This window comes from Streptomyces iconiensis (assembly GCF_028657195.3).
Taxonomy (GTDB): domain Bacteria; phylum Actinomycetota; class Actinomycetes; order Streptomycetales; family Streptomycetaceae; genus Streptomyces; species Streptomyces iconiensis.
The window spans coordinates 75040-97983 of sequence record NZ_JANCPR020000012.1; the positions used below are offsets into that span (position 1 = coordinate 75040).

Here is a 22944-nt window from a genome sequence, read left to right on the forward strand (position 1 = left end):
CGTGGCCGCGAAGAGCGCGAGTGCCAGCAGGCGTGCGGGTCCGAACATGCATGTCACGGTAATCCACTTCCGGCCCCCGACAACCTCCCGTCTCACATCCCGAGACCCCATTCTGAGACGCCCTGTCTGTCCGCGTACGCCGCCAGGGGCGAGTCCGGGGGCTGGGGGCGGTGGCGGACCGCTCCTCCAAACCGCCGCAACGGCGAGACGCCCCACGGCGCAGCCCGGCGGTGCCACATCCACGGGAACGGCCGGTTCGGCACCGCCGGATACGTCTCGCGTGGTGCGCGCCGTCGCGGCGGGAAGAGATGGCGGGAAGAGGCGGCGCGCAGAGGCGGCGGGAAAAGGTGGCGGGGCCGTGGGGCGCAGCAACGTAGCCGGGGCCGCGCGGTCGCGCCTAGGCTCGCTGCCTCAGGACCGTACGCGCCGCTCCCGGGAGGGCCGATTCGCCGTGACCAGTTCGTCCGTACGTTCCGTGCGCTCCGAGCGCGCCGGCGCCGTCACCACCGTCGTACTCTCACGTCCCGAGGCCCGTAACGCGGTGGACGGGCCGTCGGCCGCCGCGCTCGCCGACGCGTTCCGCGCCTTCGAGGCCGACCCCGAGGCCCGTGCGGCCGTGCTGTGGGGCGAAGGCGGCACGTTCAGCTCCGGCGCCGACCTCAAGGCGTTCGGGACCGAACGGGGCAACCGGCTCGCCCCGGACGGCGACGGGCCCATGGGGCCCACCCGCCTCAAGCTCACCAAGCCCGTGATCGCGGCGGTCAGCGGACACGCGGTCGCGGGCGGTCTCGAACTCGCGCTCTGGTGCGATCTCCGCGTGGCCGAGGAGGACGCCGTCTTCGGCGTCTTCTGCCGGCGCTGGGGCGTACCGCTCATCGACGGCGGCACCGTACGCCTCCCCCGCCTCGTCGGCGCGAGCCGCGCGGCCGACATGGTGCTCACGGGGCGCGCCGTGCCCGCCGTCGAGGCGTACGACATGGGGCTCGCCAACCGCCTGGTACCGACAGGCGAGGCACGCGCGGCGGCCGAGGAACTGGCCGCGACCCTCGCGCGCTTCCCGCAGACGTGCCTGCGAACCGACCTCGCGTCGCTGCGCGCGCAGGAAGGGCTGACCGAAAAGGACGCCATGCTGGGCGAGTTCGCGCACAGCCAAGCGGCACTGGCCGAGGCGGGGGACGGCGTGGCCCGTTTCACCGCAGGCGCGGGCAGGCACGGCGACTTCGCAGAAGACCCCGACAACACAGATAACGCAGACAGCGCAGACGGCTCGGACGGCTCGGACGGCGCCGAGCTTCACTGACTCCACCGACCGACAGCACCGACCGCACCGACCGCACCGACCGCCCGGTCACATCAACACAGGGCATCCCGCACGGGAACCCGCACAAGGCACCCTGCACGGGCACCCCGCATAGGGAACCCGCACGGGGAACCGGTTCAGCGGGAGCGTGCCTTGAAGGCTGCCTTGCGGGCGGCCTTGGCGACCTGCTTGTCGGGGTGCACCCTGCCCATGGCCTCCAACACCTCGCCCGTGGCGGGGTGTTCGACGCGCCACGCCTTGTCGAAGAAGCCCGTGTGCTGATCCACCAGGCCCCGTACGAGGTCCTGGAGTTCCTCGGGTTCACCGGCGGTGGCGAGCTGCGCAGCGATGGTGTCGACGGTCAGCCAGAAGACCATCTCCTCGTCGGGCTGCGGCACATCGGCCGCGCCGCGCTCGGCGAGCCACACCCGCGCGAGCCCGCCGAGCTGCCGGTCCTCCAGGACCTCACGCAGCGCGGGCTCCGCCTCGGGCCCTGCGAGCGAGAGCGCCTGCTGACAGGCGAGGCGGCGTACGGGGCCTTCCTCGTCGCCCCCGCGCGCAGCGGCCAGCAGTTCGCGTGCCGCGCCGACGGTCGCGCTCTCCGCGCTCCCCGAGCCTCCGGGGCCACCGGACTCGCCGGAGTCACCCGAGACGCCGGGCCGCGCGGCGAACCAGCTCTCGATCTCCGTACGCGCGTTGTCCTCCGTGTACGCGGGCAGCGCTGCCAGCAGCACGTCAGCGCCGGCGCCCGCCAGGTCGCCCACGGCCGGCGCCTCGATCCCGGCGTCCTTCATGCGGACGCGCACGCCGTGCAGACCGAGCGGGGTCAGCCGCACCATCCCATAACGTGAGACGTCTTCTTCCAGCTCGGCATCCAGCTCGGATCCCAACCCGTCGCCTTCCAGGCCCTCTTCACCCTCCTCGGCCTCACGGGTGAGGGCCTCGTCCACGGGCTGGTACGCGACGAGGCCCGTCGGCTCCAGCATCCTGAACTGCTCGTCGAGCCGCATCATCGCCGAGGAGACCTCCTCAAGGATCTCGTCGGTCGGCTCGTCCATCCCCTCGGGGACGATCATCGAGGCGGCCAGCACCGGCAGCGGCACCATCGCGCCGCCCGCGACGGCGGCGTCGGTGGCGGTCAGCAGATAGAGGTTGCCGAGCGCGTTGTCGAGGAAGTCGGCCTCGTCCTCGGGGTTCCAGTCCATCGCGTCGAGGTCGATGGAGTCCGGGTCGATCTGGCCGTCCTCGCCGAACGCGTTCTCGATCCCGCCGAGCAGGTCCTCGAAGCTGGGCGTGGCGGCGTCGGCGAGCACGGTCTCCAGACCGTTCTGCCACACCTCCAGCACCTCGGCGGGAACGGGGGTGCTGCCCGTGCCCGCCCCGCCGGTCAGGCCGTCCATCTCCTCCTCGGGCAGGGCGACGCCCACGGGCTCGTCGCTGCCGGGGCCGCCGTCCTCGCTCGTGCCGTCGTTGTCGGCGCTTCCTTCGTCGCTCTCGTCCTCTTCGTACTCGTCCACGGCCAACAGGCCCGTGTCAACGGCGAAGTTCCAGGCGTCGGCCGCGAGCACGGGCGCGTCCTCGTCGCCTTCCAGGCCGAGGTGTGCCGCGGCCTCCTTGAGCTGTTCGGACAGCAGCTCGCCGCCCGCTCCGACCGGGATCCCCGCGCCTTCTGTGCCGCCCCCTTCGCGCGCCCAGCGCGTGAGCTTCACCGCGCGCGAGAAGAGCGGCGCGGCCAGCGCGTCCCGCGCCAGTTCGGCGTCGGAGGGCAGCCTTACGGGCGGCATGGTGGGACGGTCGTCGTCACCGGTCATGTGCGCGTTCATCTCCTACGAGTCCTACGGTGTGCCGGACGGTGCAAGGCCCCCAGCGTAGACGGGTTCTGTCCCCGGCTGCCCGAATCGTGCACCCCACACGTAACGGGAGCGCGCCGCGTCCCGCTCCCCCTGCGACACACGGTTGACAACTCCCGTTCCCCCGCCAGACTTTACGCGCGTAGAGAATGCCGTCCAGCCGTCCGGCGGTACCCCGGTGCCGCCGTCCCGCAGCCCTTCCCTCCGCCACCGTACGGAAGGGCCAGATCTCCGGAGGCTTCCGTGCCGATACGTACCCCTCAGCGCCCCGGCGCCCGCACCCCCAGACCGACCCGCACCGCCGGCCCGACCCGGCCTGCCCGTACCGCGGCGCTGACCGTGGCGGCCGTCTGTTCCACCCTTCTCGTCCTGCCCGCCACCCCGGCAGGCGCCGGCACATCTGCCTCGGGCGGCGGCACATCTGCCTCCGGCGGCGGCACGTCCGCCTCCGGCGGCGGCACGTCCGCCTCCGGCACCGGCACGGAGGCGCGCGCCGCAGCGGGCGCCGTCCGTATCCACGACATCCAGGGCGCCACCCGCCTCTCCCCGTACGCGGGCGAGCGCGTCACGGACGTACCCGGGATCGTCACGGGCGTACGGGACTTCGGTGCCGCGCGCGGGTTCTGGCTCCAGGACGCCAGGCCGGACAAGGGTCCGGGAAGCGAGGCCACCAGCGAGGGACTCTTCGTCTTCACCGGCAAGGAGTCCCCGGGAGTCGCAGCGGGTGACGACCTGCGGGTGACGGGCAAGGTCAGTGAGTTCTACCCGGGCGGCAAGGAGGCGGGCGGCCAGTCCGTCACCCAGCTGACGGGCGCCACCTGGAAGGTCGCGGCACCCTCAGCCGAGCGCGGCGGCAAGCTGCCGCCCGCTTTCAGGCTGACCCCGCGCACCGTGCCGAGCGCCTACGCGCCCCGTGCGGGCGGCGACAGCATCGAGAACCGCCGCCTGCGCCCCGGCCGTTACGCGCTGGACCGCTACGAGTCGCTGGAGGGCATGCGCGCCTCGGTCTCCGACGTACGGGTCACGGGCCCCACCTCGCGCTACCACGACCTGTGGGTCACCACGGATCCGCGCCAGAACCCGACCCCGCGCGGCGGCACGCTCTACGGCGGTTACGACGAGCACAACGGCGCGCGCGTCAAGGTCTCCTCGCTGCTCGACCTCGACGAGCACCCCTTCCCCGTGGCGAACGTCGGCGACCGGCTGCGCGGTACCACCGAAGGGCCCCTGGACTACGAGCAGTTCGGCGGCTACACCCTGCGGGCCACCACGCTGGGCGAACACCAGGACAGGGGCCTCCAGCGCGAACGCACGCGCCCGCAGCGCCCCGACGAGCTGTCGGTGGCCACGTACAACGTCGAGAACCTCTCCCCCAAGACCGAGCCCGCCAAGTTCGACCGGCTGGCCGAGGGGCTGACCACCAACCTGTCCTCGCCCGACATCGTCACCGTCGAGGAGGTGCAGGACGACACGGGCCCCACCGACGACGGCACGGTCGGCGCAGGCAAGACCCTGGACATGCTCACCGAGGCCATACGGAAGAAGGGCGGCCCCTCCTACAAGTGGCGGCAGATCGACCCGGCCGACAAGGAGGACGGGGGCCAGCCGGGCGGCAACATCCGCGTCGCGTTCCTCTACAACCCCGAACGCGTCTCCTTCACCGACAGGCCAGGCGGCGACGCGACCACCCCCGTCGAGGTCACGGAGAAGGACGGCAAGCCCGCACTCTCCGCCTCACCGGGCCGCATCGCACCGCAGGACCCCGCGTGGAAGGCCAGCCGCAAGCCGCTGGCCGGGGAGTTCCGCTTCAAGGGACGTCAAGTCTTCGTCGTCGCCAACCACTTCAGCTCCAAGGGCGGCGGCGACCTGGAGGGCGATCAGCCCATGGAGGGCCGGTTCCAGCCCCCGGCCCGGCACTCCGAGCCGCAGCGTGTCGAGCAGGCGAAGCTGCTCAACTCCTTCGTACGGGACGTACGCGCGCTCGACCGGGACGCGGTCGTCGTCGCGGGCGGGGACTTCAACGACTTCCCCTTCTCCCCCGCACTCGAAGCGCTGCGCTCGGGCCGCGCGCTCACCAGCCCGATGGACCGGCTGCCACGGAACGAGCGCTACGGCTACGTCTTCAACGGCAACTCACAGACGCTGGACCACCTGCTGACCAGTCCGGGCGCGGGTCGTCCCGAGTACGACATCGTGCACATCAACGCCGAGTTCGCCGATCAGTCCAGCGACCACGACCCCTCGGTCGTACGGGTGTCAGCGCCCTGGCGTTGAGCGGTTCCTTGTTGGAACGTCGCGTTGAGCGGTTCGGAGCGTCGCGTTGAGCGGTCCGTGAGTGCCCCTGTCGGAGCGTCGCAGGGTGCGGCTGTCCCCGCCCTCGCGCTGAGCGGTCCGTGAGTGCCCCTGTCGGAGCGTCGCGGGACGCGGGTCGGACGTGGTTTGTCGCGCAGTTCCCCGCGCCCCTTCGGAGGCGCGTCAGGCCGGGGCGCCGTAGTGGTTCTGCGGTGCCCCGGGACGCGTCCGGGCGGGGGGCTGTGGGGTGTTTTCGCCCATGAGGTCTCGTACGAGGAGCGCGGCGCCTGCTACCGCGCCGGGCATCAGGGGGACGGCCAGGAAGGGGACCAGGAAGCACAGCACCAGGGGGACGCCGAATCCGAGCGCGAGGGCCTTGCGGCGGCGCAGCATGCGGAGGCGTTCGCGTACGGGGATGCCCCTGCGCTGCATGGCGACCGAGGCCAGTTCCAGGGTGAGGAAGAAGCCCGAAACGCAGAAGCCGACCACGGGAACGATCGTCTGCCCGACGAAGGGCACGAAGCCCAGGAAGAAGAGCGGCACCGTGAACAGCAGGGCGCGGCCCACGACATAGAGGCTGTCGCACAGGGAGATCCACAGCTCGCGCCAGAGGGGAAGATCGAGCGCGCCCTCGGGCAGCCCGCCCTCGGACTCCTCGACCTGCTCCGACAGCTTCTCGTAGAACGGGTCACCGATCAGCAGCGCGACGGCGGCGAAGCTGATCACCGCGAGCAGCAGCACACCGAGCCACAGCAGGACGGCGAACACCGTCCGCAGCACGCCCTGCCACGGCGAGCCCCAGTCGTCGGCGAACGGAGTCGCCCACGTGGCGAGGTCGTCGGCCCAGAAGGCCAGTCCCGTCAGCGCCGCCGCGTAGAGGATGAGCGCGATCAGCGCGGGCAGCAGCCCGAACCCGAACCACCGTCCGTGCCCCAGCACCCACCGCTGTCCCCGCCCCAAGTACCGCACACCGGCCACAAGATCGCGCATGCCCGTAAGCCTATGGCCTACGGGCATGCGCGGAGAGCCGGTCGTGGGGGGCCGGGACTCAGTTGTGACTGTGCAGTGCCGCGTTGAGACCGCCCCAGGAACCGCTGCGCTGAAGGGCCTCGACGGCGCCGGTCACGGAGTTCCTGCGGAAGAGCAGGTTGGTGGCGCCTGACAGGTCCAGCGCCTTGGCGATCTTGCCGTCGGGCAGCGTGACGCGGGTGCCCGCCGTGACGTACAGCCCGGCCTCCACCACGCAGTCGTCGCCCAGCGAGATGCCGATACCGGCCTCGGCGCCGATCAGGCAGCGCTCGCCGATGGCGATCGTCTGCTTGCCGCCGCCGGAGAGGGTGCCCATGATCGAGGCGCCGCCGCCGAGGTCGGTGCCGTCGCCCAGTACGACACCCGCGCTGATACGGCCCTCGACCATGGAGGTGCCCAGGGTGCCGGCGTTGAAGTTGCAGAAGCCCTCGTGCATGACCGTGGTGCCCTCGGCGAGGTGGGCGCCCAGGCGCACGCGGTCCGCGTCGCCGATGCGCACGCCCTTGGGCATGACGTAGTCGGTCATGCGCGGGAACTTGTCGACGCTGGTGACGCTCAGGTGGGTGCCGCTCGCGCGTGCGGCGAGGCGGACCTTGTCCAGGGAGTCGACGGGCACGGGCCCGAGGTTGGTCCAGGCGACGTTCGCCAGGAACGCGAACTGGCCCTCCAGGCTCAGCCCGTGCGGGCGGACGAGGCGGTTGCTGAGCAGATGCAGCCGGAGGTACACGTCGTGCGCGTCCAGCGGCTTGTCGTCCAGCGCCCCGATGACCGTGCGGACGGCGACGACCTCGACACCGCGGCGCGGGTCCGCACCGAGTGCCTGCGGCGCCGTCTCACCGAGCAGCTCGGCCGCGCGCTCGGCGCTCAGCCGCTCGGTGCCCGCGGGGCCGGGGTCCTCCACGAGTTCGGGGTTGGGGAACCAGGTGTCGAGGACAACGCCTCCCCCGGACTGGGGGGAGTCCCCGACGGCGATGGTGGCGAGCCCGGCGGCGACGGCGCCGGTGGTACGGGATGTGGGTGCATCGGTCATGCTCGAACGCTATCCGGATTTTCCCCGCGATGACGAACCGGTCCCGCACCGCGAAACCGCCCCGCGCGCCCCCGTTCCGTGCCGGACAAGCGCGTCAGCGCCGGCGCCCCCACGCGCCCCCGTTCCGTGCCCAGTGAGCGCGCCGGCCCCGGCGGCCCCCGTGCCCCGCGAACGGCGTCAGCGCTCGCCCATGGCCCGGGCGAGCGCCGAGCGCACTTCCTCGCGGTCGAAGGGCCGGTCCGTGAGCAGGAACTGCAGCAGAAGTCCGTCGATCAGGCCGACCAGCGCACGCGCCGTGCGGACGTCGGTGTGCCGGGACAGCAGCGTGACCATGCCGTCGATCCACTCGGCCGCGAGCGGCTGGAGCAGCGGGCGGCGCAGCGCGGCGAGGTACAGCTCGTACTCCAGCCTGATGCGTCCGCTGTCGCCCGACGCGTAGTCCTCCATGATCCGGGTCAGCGCGTCCACCAGCGGCGCCTCGCCCTCCAGCCCGTCGCTCCAGCACTGGATGGCGGTCTGCGGCTCGCAGTTGACCTGTTCCAGCGCGGCGACGAGCAGGTCGTCCAGGCTCGCGAAGTGGTACGTCGTGGAACCCAGCGGAACATCTGCCTCAGCGGCCACGGTGCGGTGGCTGAGGGCGTCGATGCCCTTCAGCTCCACGAGCCTGATCGCGGCGTCGATGATCCGCTGCCGCCGCTCCGGGTCGTACCGGCGTGCCATCAATGCGCTCCTCCCAGGTTCAGCACCACGACCCCCGCGATCACCAGGAGCAGGCCCAGGATCCTCGCCATGGTGACCGCCTCGCCGATGAACACCATCCCGATCAGCGCCACCACGGCCGTCCCTGCCCCGGACCAGATCGCGTAGGCGGTGCCGACGGACATGGTCTTCAGCGTATGCGCGAGCAGCACGAACGCGATCACGTAACCCACCGCCGTGAACAGCGACGGCCACAGCTTGCTGAAGCCGTCGCTGTACTTCATCGAGGTAGTCGCCAGAATTTCGGCGAAAATCGCTCCTCCGAGCGTTACGTAGACCATGAGTACGAGCGTACACAACGTTGCGTACGCCCGTACATAGATCCCTGCCCGCAACGAGCCCGAAGCCGCCGGCCGGGCTCGACGGGCGGGGCGCCCCGGGTCCTGCGACGGAAAACAGTCATGCCCGCCGGCATCGCTGGCGGGCATGACTGTTTCGAGCGGTCTTGCCGACGGGGCGCGCGCTCGGCTCAGACGTTGAAGCCCAGCGCCCTGAGCTGCTCGCGGCCGTCGTCGGTGATCTTGTCCGGGCCCCACGGGGGCATCCAGACCCAGTTGATCTTGAGTTCGTTGACGATGCCCTCGGTCGCGGACATGGCCTGGTCCTCGATGACGTCGGTCAGCGGACAGGCCGCCGAGGTGAGCGTCATGTCGATGGTCGCGATGTTCCCGTCATCGACGTGGATCCCGTAGATGAGGCCCAGATTGACGACGTCGATACCCAGCTCGGGGTCGACGACATCCATCAGCGCCTCGCGGACCTCTTCCTCGCTGGCGGGCTTGATGCTCGTCTCGGTCATGGTGTCGTCTCCTTGGTCGGCGGGTCGCCCAGTGCCTGCGTCGCGGCCTCCGCCTCGCCGAACGCCTGCGCCGTAGCGTCCTTCCAGGCCATCCAGCTCAGCAGGGCGCACTTCACCCGTGCCGGGTACTTGGAGACCCCGGCGAACGCGACGGCGTCCTCCAGAAGGTCTTCCATGGTGTCGTCGGGCTCAAGCCGGCCCCGGGACTGCATCAGTTCCAGGAAGCTCTCCTGGATCTTCCGCGCCTCGCTCAGCTCCTTGCCGACCAGCAGGTCGTTCAGCACCGAGGCGCTGGCCTGGCTGATCGAGCAGCCCTGGCCCTCGTACGACACATCCCGGATCGTGTCGCCCTCGTACCGCACACGCAAGGTGATCTCGTCACCACACGTCGGGTTGACGTGGTGCACCTCGGCATCGCCGTCGCGCAGCCCGCGCCCGTGCGGATGTTTGTAGTGGTCCAGGATCACTTCCTGGTACATCGAGTCCAGCTTCACCGACAGCCCCTAAGCGAAGAAGTTCCGTACGTGCTCCAGCCCATCCGCCAGGGCATCGACCTCGGCGGGCGTGGAGTACAGATAGAACGACGCTCGCGTCGTCGCGGGAATTCCGTACCGCAGGCAGACGGGCCGTGCGCAGTGGTGTCCCACGCGGACCGCGACGCCCTGCTCGTCCAGGACCTGCCCCACGTCGTGGGGGTGGATGTCACCGAGCGTGAAAGAGATCGTGGCTCCGCGGTCCTCGGCCGTGGGAGGGCCGATGATCCGCAGACCCGGGATGTCCTGGAGCCGTCCCACCGCGTACTCGGTCAGCGCGTGCTCGTGCTCCTGGATACGGTCCATGCCGATCGCCGTCAGATAGTCGACGGCCGCACCGAGCCCGACCGCCTGCGCGATCGGCGGGGTGCCCGCCTCGAACTTGTGCGGCGCCGGAGCGTACGTCGACGAGTTCATCGTCACGGTCTCGATCATCTCGCCGCCGCCGAGGAACGGCGGCAGGTCGTTGAGCAGCTCCTGCCGTCCCCACAGCACGCCGATGCCGGTGGGCCCGCACATCTTGTGCCCGGTGAAGGCCACGAAGTCGGCCTGGAGCGCCTGTACGTCCAGCGCCATGTGCGGGGCCGCCTGCGAGGCGTCGATGACGACGAGCGCCCCGACCTCCTGCGCACGGCGCACGATCGACTCGATCGGGTTGAACGTGCCCATGATGTTGGAGACCAGCGTCAGCGAGACGACCTTGGTCTTCTCCGTGATGAGCTGCTCGGTGCCCGTCAGGTCGAGCCGGCCGTCGTCGGTCAGCCCGAACCACTTCAGCTTCGCGCCGGTGCGCTGCGAGAGCAGCTGCCACGGAACGATGTTGGAGTGGTGCTCCATCTCCGTGATGACGATCTCGGTGTCACGCTCGACCCGGTAGGGCTCGTCGGCCCAACCCAGCATGTTGGCCACGAGGTTGAGCGATTCCGAGGCGTTCTTGGTGAAGATCACCTCATCGCGGCTGGGCGCGTTGATGAACGCGGCGACCTTGTCGCGCGCGCCCTCGTACAGCGCCGTGGCCTCCTCGGCGAGTACGTGCACGCCGCGGTGGACGTTGGCGTTGTGCCGCTCGTAGTAGCCGGAGAGCGCGTCGAGCACCTGGGTCGGCTTCTGCGAGGTCGCCGCGTTGTCCAGGTAGACGAGCTTGTGCTCTTCATGGACCAGGCGGTCCAGGATCGGGAAGTCCTTGCGGATCGCGTCCGTGTCGAGGAGACCGGAGAGCTGAGGGGAGGCTGTCACGCAGTGGCACCACCCTTCACGTACTCCTCGTAGCCCTCTTCCTCCAGCTTGTCGGCCAGCTCGGCGCCGCCGGACTCGGCGATGCGGCCCTTGGCGAAGACGTGGACGAAGTCGGGCTTGATGTACCGCAGGATGCGCGTGTAGTGGGTGATCAGCAGGGTGCCGACGTCGCCGCCCTCACGGACCCGGTTGACGCCCTCGGAGACCACGCGCAGCGCGTCGACGTCGAGGCCGGAGTCGGTCTCGTCGAGGATCGCGAACTGCGGCTTCAGCAGCTCCAGCTGGAGGATCTCGTGGCGCTTCTTCTCACCGCCGGAGAAGCCCTCGTTCACGTTGCGCTCCGCGAAGGCCGGGTCGATGGAGAGGCGCTCCATGGCCTCCCTGACCTCCTTGACCCAGGTGCGCAGCTTCGGGGCCTCGCCACGGATCGCGGTGGCCGACGTACGCAGGAAGTTGGAGACCGAGACGCCGGGGACCTCGACCGGGTACTGCATGGCGAGGAAGACGCCGGCGCGGGCGCGCTCGTCGACGGACATCTCCAGGACGTCCTCGCCGTCGAGCTTCACGGAGCCGCCGGTGACGGTGTACTTCGGGTGACCCGCGAGCGAGTAGGCGAGCGTGGACTTGCCCGAGCCGTTGGGGCCCATGATCGCGTGCGTTTCGCCCTGCTTCACGGTCAGGTCGACGCCGCGCAGGATTTCGGTGGGGCCGCCGTCGGTCTCGACGGTGACGTGCAGGTCGTTGATCTCAAGCGTTGCCATGGGGACTTCAGGACTCCTGTGTGACGGAGACGAGAACATCGTCCCCTTCGATCTTTACGGGGTATACGGGTACGGGCCGGGTGGCGGGCAGTCCGGAAGGCTTGCCCGTCCGCAGGTCGAAGCGCGAGCCGTGCAGCCAGCACTCGATGGTGCAGTCCTCCACCTCGCCCTCGGAGAGCGAGACGTTGGCGTGCGAGCAGATGTCGTTGATCGCGAACACCCCGTCCTCCGTGCGGACGACGGAGACCGGCACACCGGCCAGCTCCACCCGCAGCGGAACGTCCTCTTCGAGGTCGCTCAGCGTCGCGGCGCGTACGAAACCTTCGGCACTCATGCGACCGACGCCGCCAGCTCGGTCTCGATCTTGGTGATGAGGCGCTCCTCCAGCTCGGGCAGCCCGATCTGCTGGACCAGCTCGGCGAAGAAGCCGCGCACGACGATGCGGCGTGCCTCGCTCTCCGGAAGGCCGCGCGCCATCAGGTAGAAGAGCTGCTCGTCGTCGAAGCGGCCGGTCGCCGAGGCGTGCCCGGCGCCGACGATCTCGCCGGTCTCGATCTCCAGGTTGGGCACCGAGTCGACGCGCGCGCCGTCGGTGAGCACGAGGTTCCGGTTCAGCTCGTAGGTGTCCGTACCGGTGGCCGCCGCCTGGATGAGCACGTCGCCGATCCACACCGCGTGCGCGTCCTCGCCCTGGAGCGCGCCCTTGTACGCCACATTGCTGCGGCAGTTGGGCGCGTCGTGGTCCACCATGAGGCGGTGCTCCTGGTGCTGGCCGCTGTCGGTGAAGTACAGCCCGTACAGCTCGGCCTCGCCACCGGGCCCGGCGTAGTTGACGCGCGGGTTGAGGCGCACGACGCCGCCGCCGAAGGTCACGACGACCGACTTGAAGGTGGCGTCCCGGCCGATCAGCGCGTTGTGCTGCGAACAGTGGACGGCGGAGTCGTCCCAGTCCTGCACGGACACGAAGGTCACCTTGGCGCCGTCACCGAGCACGAACTCGACGTTGGCCGAGCGCACGGCGTCACCTGTGTGGTCGATGACGATGACGGCCTCGGCGAAGGCGCCGATGTCGAAGACGGTGTGCCCGTAGGTCACGCCGCCCTCACCGTGCAGATGCACCGTGACCGGCTCGGTGAGCACGGCCTCCTTGGGCACCGTGACAACGGTGGCCTTCTCGAACGAGGAGAACGCCTGCGCCGCGACCCTGTCGATGGGCTTGCCGGCACGCCCGATTCGCGCGTCGTCGCGGGGGACGGACTCCACCGTCACGCCGTCGGGCGCCGACACGTCGGTCTTGATCGTGCCGGTCGCCTGCGCCGTGCCGTCGTGCAGGCCCTTGAGCCGGTCGAGAGGAGTGAACCGCCACTCCTCCTCGCGGCCGTGCGGTACCGGGAAGTCCGCCACGTCGAAGGACGGCGGTGCGCTCATCCTCGTGGCGGTGGTGGACTCAGCGGCCACCGCGATCGCTCCGGTGGTGTTCGAGCCAACCGGAAGGTTCTGGGCCTCAGCCATGGCTGTCGTAGTGCTCGCTTTCTGGGTCAAGTCCAAATCTTTCCCCGGCCGCGGCGGCGACCAGCCGCCGCGGCGAGGGTTCGGCCGCATGCACACGGCCCTCGGAAGGAGTGTTCGGTACCAGCCGGAACGGCTAGCCCACCGCACCTTCCATCTGCAACTCGATCAGCCGGTTCAGCTCCAGCGCGTACTCCATGGGCAGCTCCTTGGCGATCGGCTCGACGAAGCCGCGCACGATCATCGCCATCGCCTCGTCCTCGGACAGGCCGCGGCTCATGAGGTAGAAGAGCTGCTCGTCGCTCACCCGGGAGACGGTCGCCTCGTGGCCCATCGTCACGTCGTCCTCGCGGACGTCGACGTACGGGTACGTGTCCGAACGCGAGATCGTGTCCACGAGCAGCGCGTCGCACAGCACGTTGGACTTGGAGCCCTCGGCGCCCTCACCGATCTCGATCAGACCGCGGTAGGACGTACGGCCACCGCCGCGCGCCACCGACTTGGAGACGATGTTCGAGGACGTACGGGGCGCCATGTGCACCATCTTGGCGCCGGCGTCCTGGTGCTGGCCCTCGCCCGCGAAGGCGACGGAGAGCGTCTCGCCCTTGGCGTGCTCACCCATGAGGTAGACCGCCGGGTACTTCATCGTGACCTTGGAGCCGAGGTTGCCGTCGACCCACTCCATGGTCGCGCCCTCGTAGGCCACGGCGCGCTTGGTGACCAGGTTGTAGACGTTGTTCGACCAGTTCTGGATCGTCGTGTAGCGGCAGCGGCCACCCTTCTTCACGATGATCTCGACAACGGCCGAGTGCAGCGAGTCCGAGTCGTAGATCGGCGCCGTGCAGCCCTCGACGTAGTGGACGTAGGCGTCCTCGTCGACGATGATCAGCGTCCGCTCGAACTGGCCCATGTTCTCGGTGTTGATCCGGAAGTACGCCTGGAGCGGGATGTCGACGTGCACGCCCGGCGGCACGTAGATGAAGGAACCGCCCGACCACACCGAGGTGTTGAGCGCGGCGAACTTGTTGTCACCGGCCGGGATGACGGTGCCGAAGTGCTCCTGGAACAGCTCCGGGTGCTCACGCAGCGCCGTGTCGGTGTCCAGGAAGAGGACACCCTTCTCCTCCAGGTCCTCGCGGATCTGGTGGTACACGACCTCGGACTCGTACTGCGCGGCGACACCGGCGACGAGGCGCTGCTTCTCCGCCTCGGGGATGCCGAGCCTGTCGTACGTGTTCTTGATGTCCTCGGGCAGGTCCTCCCAGGACTGGGCCTGCTTCTCGGTGGACCGGACGAAGTACTTGATGTTGTCGAAGTCGATGCCCGACAGGTCCGAGCCCCAGTTCGGCATGGGCTTCTTGCGGAAGAGCTTGAGGCCCTTCAGCCGCAGCTTCAGCATCCAGTCGGGCTCGTTCTTCTTCCCCGAGATGTCTCGCACGACATCCTCGGAGAGGCCGCGCTTGGCCGCGGCTCCGGCGGCGTCGGAGTCGGCCCAGCCGTACTCATACTTGCCCAGCCCGTCGAGCTCGGGGTGAGCAGTCTCCGTAGGAGCGGTCATGCGGGGTTCCTCCCGGCCTCGTTCACATTGGTGGCGTTGCTGGTGTTGCTGTTCTTCACAGTTCGCCCTGGTTTCTTCGGCTGCGCCGTAGGGATGAACGTGGTGCACACCCCGTCCCCGTGCGCGATGGTCGCCAGCCGCTGGACGTGGGTGCCGAGCAGCTGGGAGAAGACCTCGGTCTCCGCCTCGCACAGCTGCGGGAACTTCTCAGCGGTGTGCGCGACGGGGCAGTGGTGCTGGCACAGCTGCTCCCCGGCCGAGGACGGTGCGCCGCGCGCGGTGGCAGCGTACCCGTCCTCTGTCAGGGCCGCGGCAAGGGCGCTGGTGCGTTCCTCGGGAGGGACGCTCTCCAGCGCCGCGTGGTACTTCTCCGCCTGTGCCGTGATGCGCGCTCGCGCGAAGGCGGCAACGGCCGCCTCTCCGACCTCTCCGCCGCCCGCTGTCTGGGCGATCCAGTGGAGAGCTTCGGCCGCGAGCTGGTCGTATGCCTGGTCGAAGGCGTCCCTGCCGCAGTCCGTGAGGGCGAAGACCTTGGCGGGCCTGCCCCTTCCACGCGAGCCGTAGACCCGCTGGTCACGGGGCTCCACGATGCCGTCGGCCGCGAGCGCGTCGAGGTGGCGGCGCACCGCTGCCTGCGTCAGCTCCAGCCGGAGCGCCAGCTCGGCCGCCGTGGACGGGCCGTGGTCGAGAATGGAACGTACGACCTTGTTCCTCGTGCCGTTCTGTTCGTCGGGGACCTGCGCAGCGGTCGGTGTGCCGGTGACCTGTGCGGCCATCGTGCGGTCCTCCCGAGCTGCGTCCCTGTTTTTCACAACGCCATTGTTGCTTAATTCATCGGAGCCCGGCAAGCGGGGTCGGTGACCAGCGTCGATGGGGTACGTCACGTAAGGCGCCCCTTACCGGCCGTGCTCGCGGAACCCCGCCGTCCGTGCGAGCGGGCTCCAGCGCCCGTGCGAGCGGGTCTCACCAGGGAGGCGAGCGGGCCCCGGGGCAGGGGGTCCGGCGCGGCTCCTTAGACTTCCCCCATGCGAAGTTCAGCGGCTGTGGAAGTCGCGGGGCTGGTGAAGAGGTACGGAAGCAGGACCGCGGTGGACGGGCTCGACCTGACCGTCGCACGCGGCACCGTCACCGCCTTTCTCGGCCCCAATGGAGCGGGTAAGACCACCACCATCGAGACCTGCGAGGGCTACCGGCGCGCGGACGCGGGCACCGTACGCGTCCTCGGTCTCGACCCCGTCGCCCAGAGCGCGGAGCTGCGCCCCCGTATCGGGGTGATGCTCCAGAGCGGCGGGATCTACCCCACGGCGCGCGTCGGGGAGACGCTGCGCCACATGGCGACGCTCCACGCGCACCCGCTGGACGTGCCCGCGCTCATCGAGCGCCTCGGCCTGGGCGGCTGCGGACGTACGCCCTACCGCAGGCTGTCCGGCGGCCAGCAGCAGCGGCTCGCGCTCGCGCTCGCCCTGGTGGGCCGGCCCGAGCTGGTCTTCCTCGACGAGCCGACCGCGGGCCTCGACCCCCAGGCCCGGCACGCCACCTGGGACCTGGTGCGCGACCTGCGCGCCGACGGCGTGACGGTGCTGCTGACCACGCACCACATGGACGAGGCCGAGGAACTGTCCGACGACGTGGCCATCGTGGACGGCGGAAAGGTCATCGCGCAGGGCGCACCCGAGGTGCTGTGCAAGGGCGGCGCCGAGAACACCCTGCGCTTCGGCGGTCGCCCGGGGCTCGACCTCAAGTCCCTGCTGAAGGCGCTCCCTTCGGACACCCTCGCCGTCGAACTCAGCCCCGGCAGCTACCGCCTGACCGGCACCGTCAACCCCCAGCTCCTCGCCACCGTCACCTCCTGGTGCGCACAGAACGGCGTCATGCCCGACCGCATCTCGGTCGAACGCCGCACCCTGGAGGACGTCTTCTTGGAACTCACAGGGAAGGAGCTGCGCTCATGAGTGCCACGGGTACGTACGCACCGGCGCCCGGTGGTGCGCCGCTGTCGCGGATGGTGCGGGCGCAGGCGGCGCTGGAGACCAGGACGCAGCTGCGCAACGGTGAGCAGCTGCTGCTCACCGTCGTCATTCCCACACTGCTGCTGGTGCTCTTCAGCGCCGTCGACATCGTCGACACGGGCGCGGGCTCACGGGTGGACTTCCTGGCGCCCGGCATCCTCGCGCTGGCCGTGCTCTCGACGGCGTTCACGGGGCAGGCCATCTCCACGGGGTTCGAACGGCGCTACGGGGTGCTCAAGCGGCTCGGTTCCTCGCCGCTTCCCCGGTGGGGGCTGATGACGGCGAAGACGTGCTCCGTCCTGGTGATCGAGGTCCTCCAGGTCGCCCTGCTGACCGTCGTCGCGCTCGCTCTGGGCTGGTCCCCGCACGGGAACCCGGCGACGGTTGCGCTGCTGCTCCTGCTGGGCACGGCCACGTTCTCCGGGCTCGGGCTGCTGATGGCCGGGACGCTCAAGGCCGAGGCGACGCTGGCCGCCGCGAACCTCGTGTTCATCCTGCTGCTGGTCGGCGGCGGCGTGATCGTTCCCCTGGACAAGTTCCCCGGGGCGGCGCAGAGCGTGCTGCACCTGCTGCCGATCTCGGCGCTCTCCGACGGCCTGCGTGACGTGCTCCAGCACGGCGCCGGCTTCCCCTGGGGCGACCTCGGCATCCTCGCGGTGTGGTCGGTGCTGGGACTGACGGCGGCTGCGCGCTTCTTCAAATGGGAGTAGCAGCTTCAAGTGGGAGCAACGGCACGCGAGTAGTGCGTGCCAGGCCCGGACGATGCGCGCCGGGGCCCGAACGGGGCGGATCGGGCCCCCTCGTGAATGCTTGCACAAGCGTCGGCCTACGATGTCCCCGTGCCGAAACTGCTCGAACTCGTACGCAACCCCATCGCGTACATCGCCGCGCGCTGGACCCCTACGCAGCGCACCCTCCAGCGTGCTGCCTTCACCGCGCTCCTGATGAGCGTCTTCATCGTGGTGACCGGCGGGGCCGTGCGGCTCACCGGGTCAGGGCTCGGATGTGACACCTGGCCCAAGTGCAGCAGCGAGAGCCTCACCGCCACCTCCGAGATGGGCATCCACGGCGCCATCGAGTTCGGCAACCGCATGCTCACCTGGGTGCTGTCGGCCGCCGTCGGCTGGACGATCATCGCCGTACGCTCGGCCAAGCCCGCGCGCAAGGGGCTCAGCAAGCTGGCGTGGGCACAGTTCTGGCTCGTGATGAGCAACGGCATCGTCGGCGGTGTCACGGTCCTCACGGAGCTGAACCCGTACACCGTCGCGGGGCACTTCATCGCCGCGACCGCTCTGCTGACCGTCACCACGGTCACCTGGCTGCGTACGCGCGAGGGCGACGCGCCGCCGCGCCCCCTGGTCGGCAAGCCGGTGAAGAAGCTCGGCGCGGCGCTCGTCTTCTTCTCGGCCTGCCTCGTGGTGGCGGGCACCGTCGTCACGGGCGCCGGGCCGCACGCGGGTGACAGCAGCGAGGTGCCGCGCATGCCGGTCGAGGTGAAGCTCGCCGCGCAGACGCACGCGACCTTCGCCTGGATCGTTGTCGTACTCGCCGTGGCCCTGTGGTTCATCCTCCGTGCCATGGACGCTCCCGCCGGACCGCGCCGTGTCACGGGTGCCTTCGTCCTCGTCCTGCTCTCGCAGGGCGTGATCGGGTACGTGCAGTACTTCACGGACATGCCCGAACTCCTCGTCGGGCTGCATCTGTTGGGCTCGACACTGGTGTGGGCCGGGGTGCTGCACGTCGTGCTCTCGATGCGGGAACGCGGCCTGCCGCAACCTATGGAGGCACCCGTTCCGGTGACCGCCTCCGCTCAGGGCCCGTCCACGCCGGCACCCACACCCGAAGGCCCCACGCCCGAAGGCCCCTCGTCCGGCCCGTCAGCACCCGCGCCCGGCGAGGAAGCCCCCTCCCCCGCGCCCAGCCGGTAGAGGCGCCGCGCGTTCGCGTACCCGACGCACCCGGCGATACGGGCCGCGTCGGCGCCGGAGCACACACCCTCCCTTGTCCACTCGGCCAGCAACCGTTCCAGCGCGCCCGTGAACGCGCGCGCCCGCACGACGTACAGCTCGGGCAGGGCGCGGGCGCGGGTCGTGAAGAGGAGCTTCGCGAAGGGTGCCTCGGCCAGCGTCTCGGCCGGGCGGGGCCCGATGTCCGCGTACACGTGGGGGAAGGCGGCGGCGAGCCGCGCCGCCGCGGCGTGATGCGGGTTCTCCGGCAGCAGCACCAGTCTGGTGCGCGGCCCCGCGGCCTCGCGCAGGAAACCGGCCAGCGGTACGGGGTCGGCGCAGCGCAGCTGGAGCGGTCGGCCGGTCACCAGCGCGCTCCACAGCAGGTGACGGACGAGCGCGGGCTCGCGGCCCAGCCCGCTCCCCCGTATCGGCTCGCCGCCGCGTGCCCGGTGCGGCGCGCGTGCCCTGAACCACCGGTCGGCCGCCCTGTGCACCTCGCGCAGATCGGGCGGCTCGCGCTCGCGGAAGGCCGCCTCGCACACGAAGGCGGCGGCACGGCATGCCGCCCCGTGCAGCGCCTCGGCTGTGTTGGTGACGAAGGAGCGAACGGTCCCCGAGGTGTCCGCGATCTGCGCGGCGAGCACCTCCAGCCCGACCGTCTCCCGTACGGACGCCTCGCAGAGCGTGGCCAGCTCGGCGGGTGAGGTGAGACCGGGTGTGCAGGCGCCGGGCGCGTGCGGTGCGCTCTCCGTCAGGAAGCAGCCGATACCGCTCCCCCGCAGCAGCGCGCGGGCACTGGTGTACGCACCGAGTTCGCGGCGCCGTGCGAGATAGCGGGCAGGCGCGCAGTGCGGTTCGAGACCGAGGAGCGGAGGGCACCAGCGGCGCAGCGCCAGCCCCGCGCCGCTGTCGTAGAAGGTGCCGTGCGCGGGCGGGCGGGCACCGAGCGCGGCTGCCAGGTGCGTCTCGAACGTGCCGAGGCCCAGTTCAGCGTGGAGCACCCCGTGTCCGTGCTGGTCGACCAGCGGGACCGGAGCGCGCGCTCCCCGTGGGTCACCGGCCATGCGCTGTCTCCTCTCCCCCTGCCGGGTCTAACGCCCGGAAGGGGCCCGGGTGGCGGTCGACGGGAGATCGCGGGGGCCCGTCGCCAGAACGCTTACCCGCCGGTAGCATCAGCGCCATGGCAGCAGACACGAGCAAGCGTGCGGCCCGGCTCGCCCGGCAGATCGAGACCTTCGCGCGCAAGAACGGCGGCAGCGCCGAGGGACAGATCTCCTACGTGGGCCAGGTCGGCTTCCGTATCGTCCTGGTCGGCTCCGACGGGGGCTGGGGCGACCTGATGGCACCGTCCAAGGAGGTCGCGGACGAGGCCGTGGAGCGCGCCGGCATCCCGCTGCGCGAGAACTTCGACGGCGAGATGGCGGACCGGGTCCTTACCGGCCCCTACGAGTGGGACCGGATGGCAGGCGTCCAGCTCGGCGGCCCGGCCAACGCCGCGCAGGCCGCGCAGGCCGCATAGGCCGCGTTCGCGGAACATGCGCGGGAAGGGTGTGCCTCTGCCCTCCGTGCCTGGCGGGCTGCGGGCTGCGGGCTGCGGGCTGCCCGGAGCCTCTTCGAGCAGGGCGAGGCACACCCCGGTGGCTGGTCACGCCCGCACGGCGATCGCACCGCCCTGATCAGTCGACGTACGACTGGAGCGTGCCGCGGCGGCGGATGTCGAGCGTCGCGCAGTGGAACGAGCCGCCGAACGGCGCGTAGTGCAGCAGGTCGCACGGGATGGGCTCGAAGCCCCATCCTTCGAGCGCGCGCAGCATGTTCGTGTGGTGCCGCTCGGCGATCACCCGTTTGTCGTCGATCATGAGAATGTTCATGCTGAGCCACTTCCCGCACATCGACGTGATCCTCAGCAGGCGCTCCTCCACCGGATCGGGCTCGGGGGCGACCAGGATGTCCCAGGAGTTCAGGACCTCGGGCAGCCGGTCCACGTCGATGTACTCGGGATTGACCAGCGCCTTGCCCGGCGCGAGCACGAGGAACGTCGTGTCGATGTGCATGGGCGTGCGGCAGCGGCTCTCGATCTCGTGGATGCGGTAGCCGGGGCCGAGATGGCGGCGCAACCAGTCGATGCCCATGCGGTTGGTGACATTGCTCCGGGTGACGAACAGGTCGCGTCCTGCGCGTACGAAATCGGCCGCGTCGAAGACCGGCTCGAACTCGGTGAGGATGTAGCGCATGGGCTCGCCGGCCCCGGGGACGCGGTAGTCCGGGTCGAACAGCGCGTCGGTGAGCTGCGGTCTGGGCGCCGCCGTCCAGCGGGCGCCGCGCCGGAAGTAGTCCTTGAGAACCGCCCGGTAGGAATGGGTCTCGAAGTACCGGCACGGCCAGGCCATCGGGGCCTCGATGATCTCGTCGCCGATCACGAGCATGCTGTCGCGGGGACAGGTGTTGCAGAACCCGCGCGACGACCAGTCGGGGGCACCGAAGTGCTGCCCGTGGTCGACAACGTCCGGGCGCGTGACCGTGATGCCGAGGGAGCGCAGGAGAGCGATGAACTGATCGAGTTCGTGCTGCGCCCGCTCGATCAGCACACGCGGATAGCGGAAGCCTGCGGCAAGCCCCTGCAAGCGCGCAGCCCACGGTGGGATGTTGCAGGCCACGACCGGATGGTGGGAGGGAATCCGCGCGCCGTCGAGACGCCCGACGAGGATCTCCTCCAGCGGATCCCACTCGTTGTGGGAGTTGACCGGCGAAACGAGAGGTTCCGCGGCGTTGGCCTTCTCATCAGGGGATGCGGACATGACCGCTTTCGCTCGCAGAAATGAGTGACTCGGGACCCCCGATACGTTACCCAAAGCGCACGTAAGGGGCCGGACGGTAGCGGGCGAGCGGCCTCTCACGACGTGGCCATCGCGCGGAAGGGCCCCTTCCCTCCCGCTCGGCGGGGGAGGAAAGGGGCCTTTCTCGTATGCGGCGGGTCTCGGTGCGCGGCTGGTGCGGAGACGGCGGAGCGGGGCTCAGCGCAGGAACGGGTCCACGGCTACGGCCACGAACACCAGCGACACGTAGGTGATCGACCAGTGGAAGAGCCGCATCTCCTTGAGCTTCGCGCCCGTCAGACCGGCACGGGCGCGGGCACGCAGCGCGTGCGCCTCCCACAGCCACCAGCCGCCCGCGATCAGAGCGACCACCGGGTAGAACCAGCCGACGTAACCCAGCGGCCACAGCAGCAGGGAGACGAGGACCATCGCCCAGCTGTAGACGACGATCTGGGTGGCGACGGTGACGTTGCTGGCGATGGCCGGGAGCATCGGCACGCCGGCCCGCTGGTAGTCCTCCTTGACCTTCATCGACAGCGGCCAGTAGTGCGGCGGCGTCCAGAAGAACATGACGAGGAAGAGGATCACGGAGGCCCAGCTGACCTCGTTGGTGACCGAGGACCAGCCGATGAAGACGGGCATGCAGCCGGCGATGCCGCCCCACACGATGTTCTGCGACGTGCGCCGCTTGAGGATCATCGTGTAGACGACGACGTAGAAGAGGAGCGCGCCCAACGCCAGTGCGGCGGAAAGCCAGTTGACGAGGAAGCCGAACAGCAGGGTGGAGACGATGGCGAGGCTGATGCCGAAGACGAGGCACTCACGCGGACTGACCATGCCGGTGACCAGCGGTCGCCGCTCGGTCCTGTGCATCAGCGCGTCGATGTCCCGGTCGAGGTACATGTTCAGCGCGCTGGCGCCACCGGCCGACAGATAGCCGCTGAAGCAAGTGATCAGCACCAGCTTCAGGTCGGGGACACCCTGCGCCGCCAGGAACATGACCGGGATCGTGGTCATGAGAAGCAGCTCGATGATCCGTGGCTTGGTCAGTTCGATGAACGCCTTCACACGGGCCCCGAACGGTCGGTGGCTGCTGTTGTCCAGCGCCCCCGCAGGACGGGATTCGACGGCCGTCACGGACACCCCTGATCGCCTAAGGAACCTGCGAGCCGTCAGGCATGCGGCCAGTTGTGCAGGCCCGGTCAAGCTCGCGCGTACCACGCCACTTTAGACGTTGGCGATACATCGCCAGTCATGGGGGGTCGCTCGTGTTGGGCCCCGTTGTCCCCGGGTCCCCGCTGGTCGGCGCGCTCCCGCGCGGCCGGCGCGGGAGCGCGCCGGAGGCACGGAAAGGTGCCCGGACGGGGCCGGGACCGGGCGGGGAGGGGACACGGCACAGGGATTCGGCGGATGTTCGCGGTCGCTCACCGTGTTCGGGAGGCGGATCGGGTGCACACGCGGCAGCCTGGAGGTGCGCACCGGTGGACACCCGTCCCCTGTCCCCCGCGGGCGCT

Annotated in this window: 22 protein-coding genes; 6 read left to right on the forward strand and 16 right to left on the reverse strand. The window is 70.2% G+C overall.

Annotated features, from left to right (window positions below; genetic code table 11):
• Positions 1-451: 451 nt before the first annotated feature.
• On the forward strand, positions 452-1300 hold the full coding sequence (locus NMN56_RS14285) for a crotonase/enoyl-CoA hydratase family protein (RefSeq protein ID WP_274044670.1): 849 nt from the start codon (positions 452-454) through the stop codon (positions 1298-1300).
• A gap of 137 nt (positions 1301-1437) precedes the next feature.
• On the opposite strand, the gene NMN56_RS14290 is transcribed toward NMN56_RS14285, so the two are convergent.
• Entirely contained in the window at positions 1438-3111 is a 1674-nt protein-coding gene (locus tag NMN56_RS14290; RefSeq protein ID WP_274044796.1) for a hypothetical protein, read from the reverse strand.
• A 282-nt stretch (positions 3112-3393) separates the two neighbouring features.
• Between NMN56_RS14290 and NMN56_RS14295 the strand changes: the two genes are divergently transcribed.
• Entirely contained in the window at positions 3394-5424 is a 2031-nt protein-coding gene (locus tag NMN56_RS14295; protein ID WP_274044671.1) for an endonuclease/exonuclease/phosphatase family protein, read from the forward strand.
• 201 nt (positions 5425-5625) lie between these two features.
• Here NMN56_RS14295 and NMN56_RS14300 read toward each other — a convergent pair whose 3' ends face one another.
• The 12 genes from NMN56_RS14300 to NMN56_RS14355 all read right to left on the reverse strand — a co-directional run bounded on the left by NMN56_RS14300 (position 5626) and on the right by NMN56_RS14355 (position 15432).
• Complete coding sequence (locus NMN56_RS14300; RefSeq protein ID WP_274044672.1) at positions 5626-6432, reverse strand: EI24 domain-containing protein; 807 nt, start codon at positions 6430-6432, stop codon at positions 5626-5628.
• A gap of 58 nt (positions 6433-6490) precedes the next feature.
• Positions 6491-7501: a 2,3,4,5-tetrahydropyridine-2,6-dicarboxylate N-succinyltransferase gene (gene dapD, locus NMN56_RS14305; protein ID WP_274044673.1), complete on the reverse strand. Its 1011-nt coding sequence runs from the start codon at positions 7499-7501 to the stop codon at positions 6491-6493.
• 177 nt (positions 7502-7678) lie between these two features.
• The gene (locus NMN56_RS14310) at positions 7679-8221 is read right to left on the reverse strand and encodes a TetR/AcrR family transcriptional regulator (protein WP_274044674.1); all 543 of its coding nucleotides are present in this window, start codon (positions 8219-8221) and stop codon (positions 7679-7681) included.
• A complete protein-coding gene (locus tag NMN56_RS14315) occupies positions 8221-8541 on the reverse strand; it encodes a DMT family transporter (protein WP_274044675.1) in 321 nt (106 codons plus the stop codon). The genes NMN56_RS14310 and NMN56_RS14315 overlap by 1 nt, the downstream gene beginning before the upstream one ends.
• 188 nt (positions 8542-8729) lie before the next feature.
• Complete coding sequence (locus NMN56_RS14320; protein ID WP_274044676.1) at positions 8730-9059, reverse strand: metal-sulfur cluster assembly factor; 330 nt, start codon at positions 9057-9059, stop codon at positions 8730-8732.
• Positions 9056-9553: a Fe-S cluster assembly sulfur transfer protein SufU gene (gene sufU / locus NMN56_RS14325; protein ID WP_274044677.1), complete on the reverse strand. Its 498-nt coding sequence runs from the start codon at positions 9551-9553 to the stop codon at positions 9056-9058. The genes NMN56_RS14320 and sufU overlap by 4 nt, the downstream gene beginning before the upstream one ends.
• A 9-nt stretch (positions 9554-9562) precedes the next feature.
• Positions 9563-10828, reverse strand: a complete 1266-nt coding sequence (locus NMN56_RS14330; RefSeq protein ID WP_274044678.1) for a cysteine desulfurase — start codon at positions 10826-10828, stop codon at positions 9563-9565.
• Positions 10825-11589 carry a Fe-S cluster assembly ATPase SufC gene (gene sufC / locus NMN56_RS14335; RefSeq protein ID WP_274044679.1) on the reverse strand — a complete coding sequence of 255 codons (765 nt, stop codon included), beginning with the start codon at positions 11587-11589 and terminating at the stop codon, positions 10825-10827. Before sufC ends, NMN56_RS14330 begins: the two co-directional genes overlap by 4 nt.
• 7 nt (positions 11590-11596) lie before the next feature.
• Entirely contained in the window at positions 11597-11923 is a 327-nt protein-coding gene (locus NMN56_RS14340) for a non-heme iron oxygenase ferredoxin subunit (protein WP_274044680.1), read from the reverse strand.
• Entirely contained in the window at positions 11920-13101 is a 1182-nt protein-coding gene (sufD, locus tag NMN56_RS14345) for a Fe-S cluster assembly protein SufD (protein WP_274044681.1), read from the reverse strand. The genes NMN56_RS14340 and sufD overlap by 4 nt, the downstream gene beginning before the upstream one ends.
• 133 nt (positions 13102-13234) lie before the next feature.
• Positions 13235-14656, reverse strand: coding sequence for a Fe-S cluster assembly protein SufB (gene sufB, locus NMN56_RS14350; RefSeq protein WP_274044682.1), 1422 nt, complete (start codon positions 14654-14656; stop codon positions 13235-13237).
• Positions 14653-15432: a helix-turn-helix transcriptional regulator gene (locus NMN56_RS14355; protein WP_274044797.1), complete on the reverse strand. Its 780-nt coding sequence runs from the start codon at positions 15430-15432 to the stop codon at positions 14653-14655. Before NMN56_RS14355 ends, sufB begins: the two co-directional genes overlap by 4 nt.
• Before the next feature lie 249 nt (positions 15433-15681).
• Between NMN56_RS14355 and NMN56_RS14360 the strand changes: the two genes are divergently transcribed.
• From NMN56_RS14360 to NMN56_RS14370, 3 genes are all read left to right on the forward strand, one after another.
• Positions 15682-16608, forward strand: a complete 927-nt coding sequence (locus NMN56_RS14360) for an ABC transporter ATP-binding protein (RefSeq protein WP_274044683.1) — start codon at positions 15682-15684, stop codon at positions 16606-16608.
• Entirely contained in the window at positions 16605-17375 is a 771-nt protein-coding gene (locus tag NMN56_RS14365; protein ID WP_274044684.1) for an ABC transporter permease, read from the forward strand. Before NMN56_RS14360 ends, NMN56_RS14365 begins: the two co-directional genes overlap by 4 nt.
• A gap of 96 nt (positions 17376-17471) precedes the next feature.
• Positions 17472-18593 carry a COX15/CtaA family protein gene (locus NMN56_RS14370; RefSeq protein ID WP_274044685.1) on the forward strand — a complete coding sequence of 374 codons (1122 nt, stop codon included), beginning with the start codon at positions 17472-17474 and terminating at the stop codon, positions 18591-18593.
• Here the strand turns inward: NMN56_RS14370 and NMN56_RS14375 are convergent.
• The gene (locus NMN56_RS14375; RefSeq protein ID WP_274044687.1) at positions 18476-19678 is read right to left on the reverse strand and encodes an amidohydrolase; all 1203 of its coding nucleotides are present in this window, start codon (positions 19676-19678) and stop codon (positions 18476-18478) included. The genes NMN56_RS14370 and NMN56_RS14375 overlap by 118 nt on opposite strands.
• A gap of 116 nt (positions 19679-19794) precedes the next feature.
• Between NMN56_RS14375 and NMN56_RS14380 the strand changes: the two genes are divergently transcribed.
• Positions 19795-20133 carry a hypothetical protein gene (locus NMN56_RS14380; RefSeq protein ID WP_274044688.1) on the forward strand — a complete coding sequence of 113 codons (339 nt, stop codon included), beginning with the start codon at positions 19795-19797 and terminating at the stop codon, positions 20131-20133.
• A 157-nt stretch (positions 20134-20290) separates the two neighbouring features.
• Here NMN56_RS14380 and NMN56_RS14385 read toward each other — a convergent pair whose 3' ends face one another.
• Positions 20291-21412 (reverse strand): amidinotransferase, encoded by a 1122-nt coding sequence (locus NMN56_RS14385; RefSeq protein WP_274044689.1) that lies wholly within the window; start codon positions 21410-21412, stop codon positions 20291-20293.
• Between the two features lie 216 nt (positions 21413-21628).
• Complete coding sequence (locus tag NMN56_RS14390; protein ID WP_274044690.1) at positions 21629-22573, reverse strand: heme o synthase; 945 nt, start codon at positions 22571-22573, stop codon at positions 21629-21631.
• Positions 22574-22944: the final 371 nt, after the last annotated feature.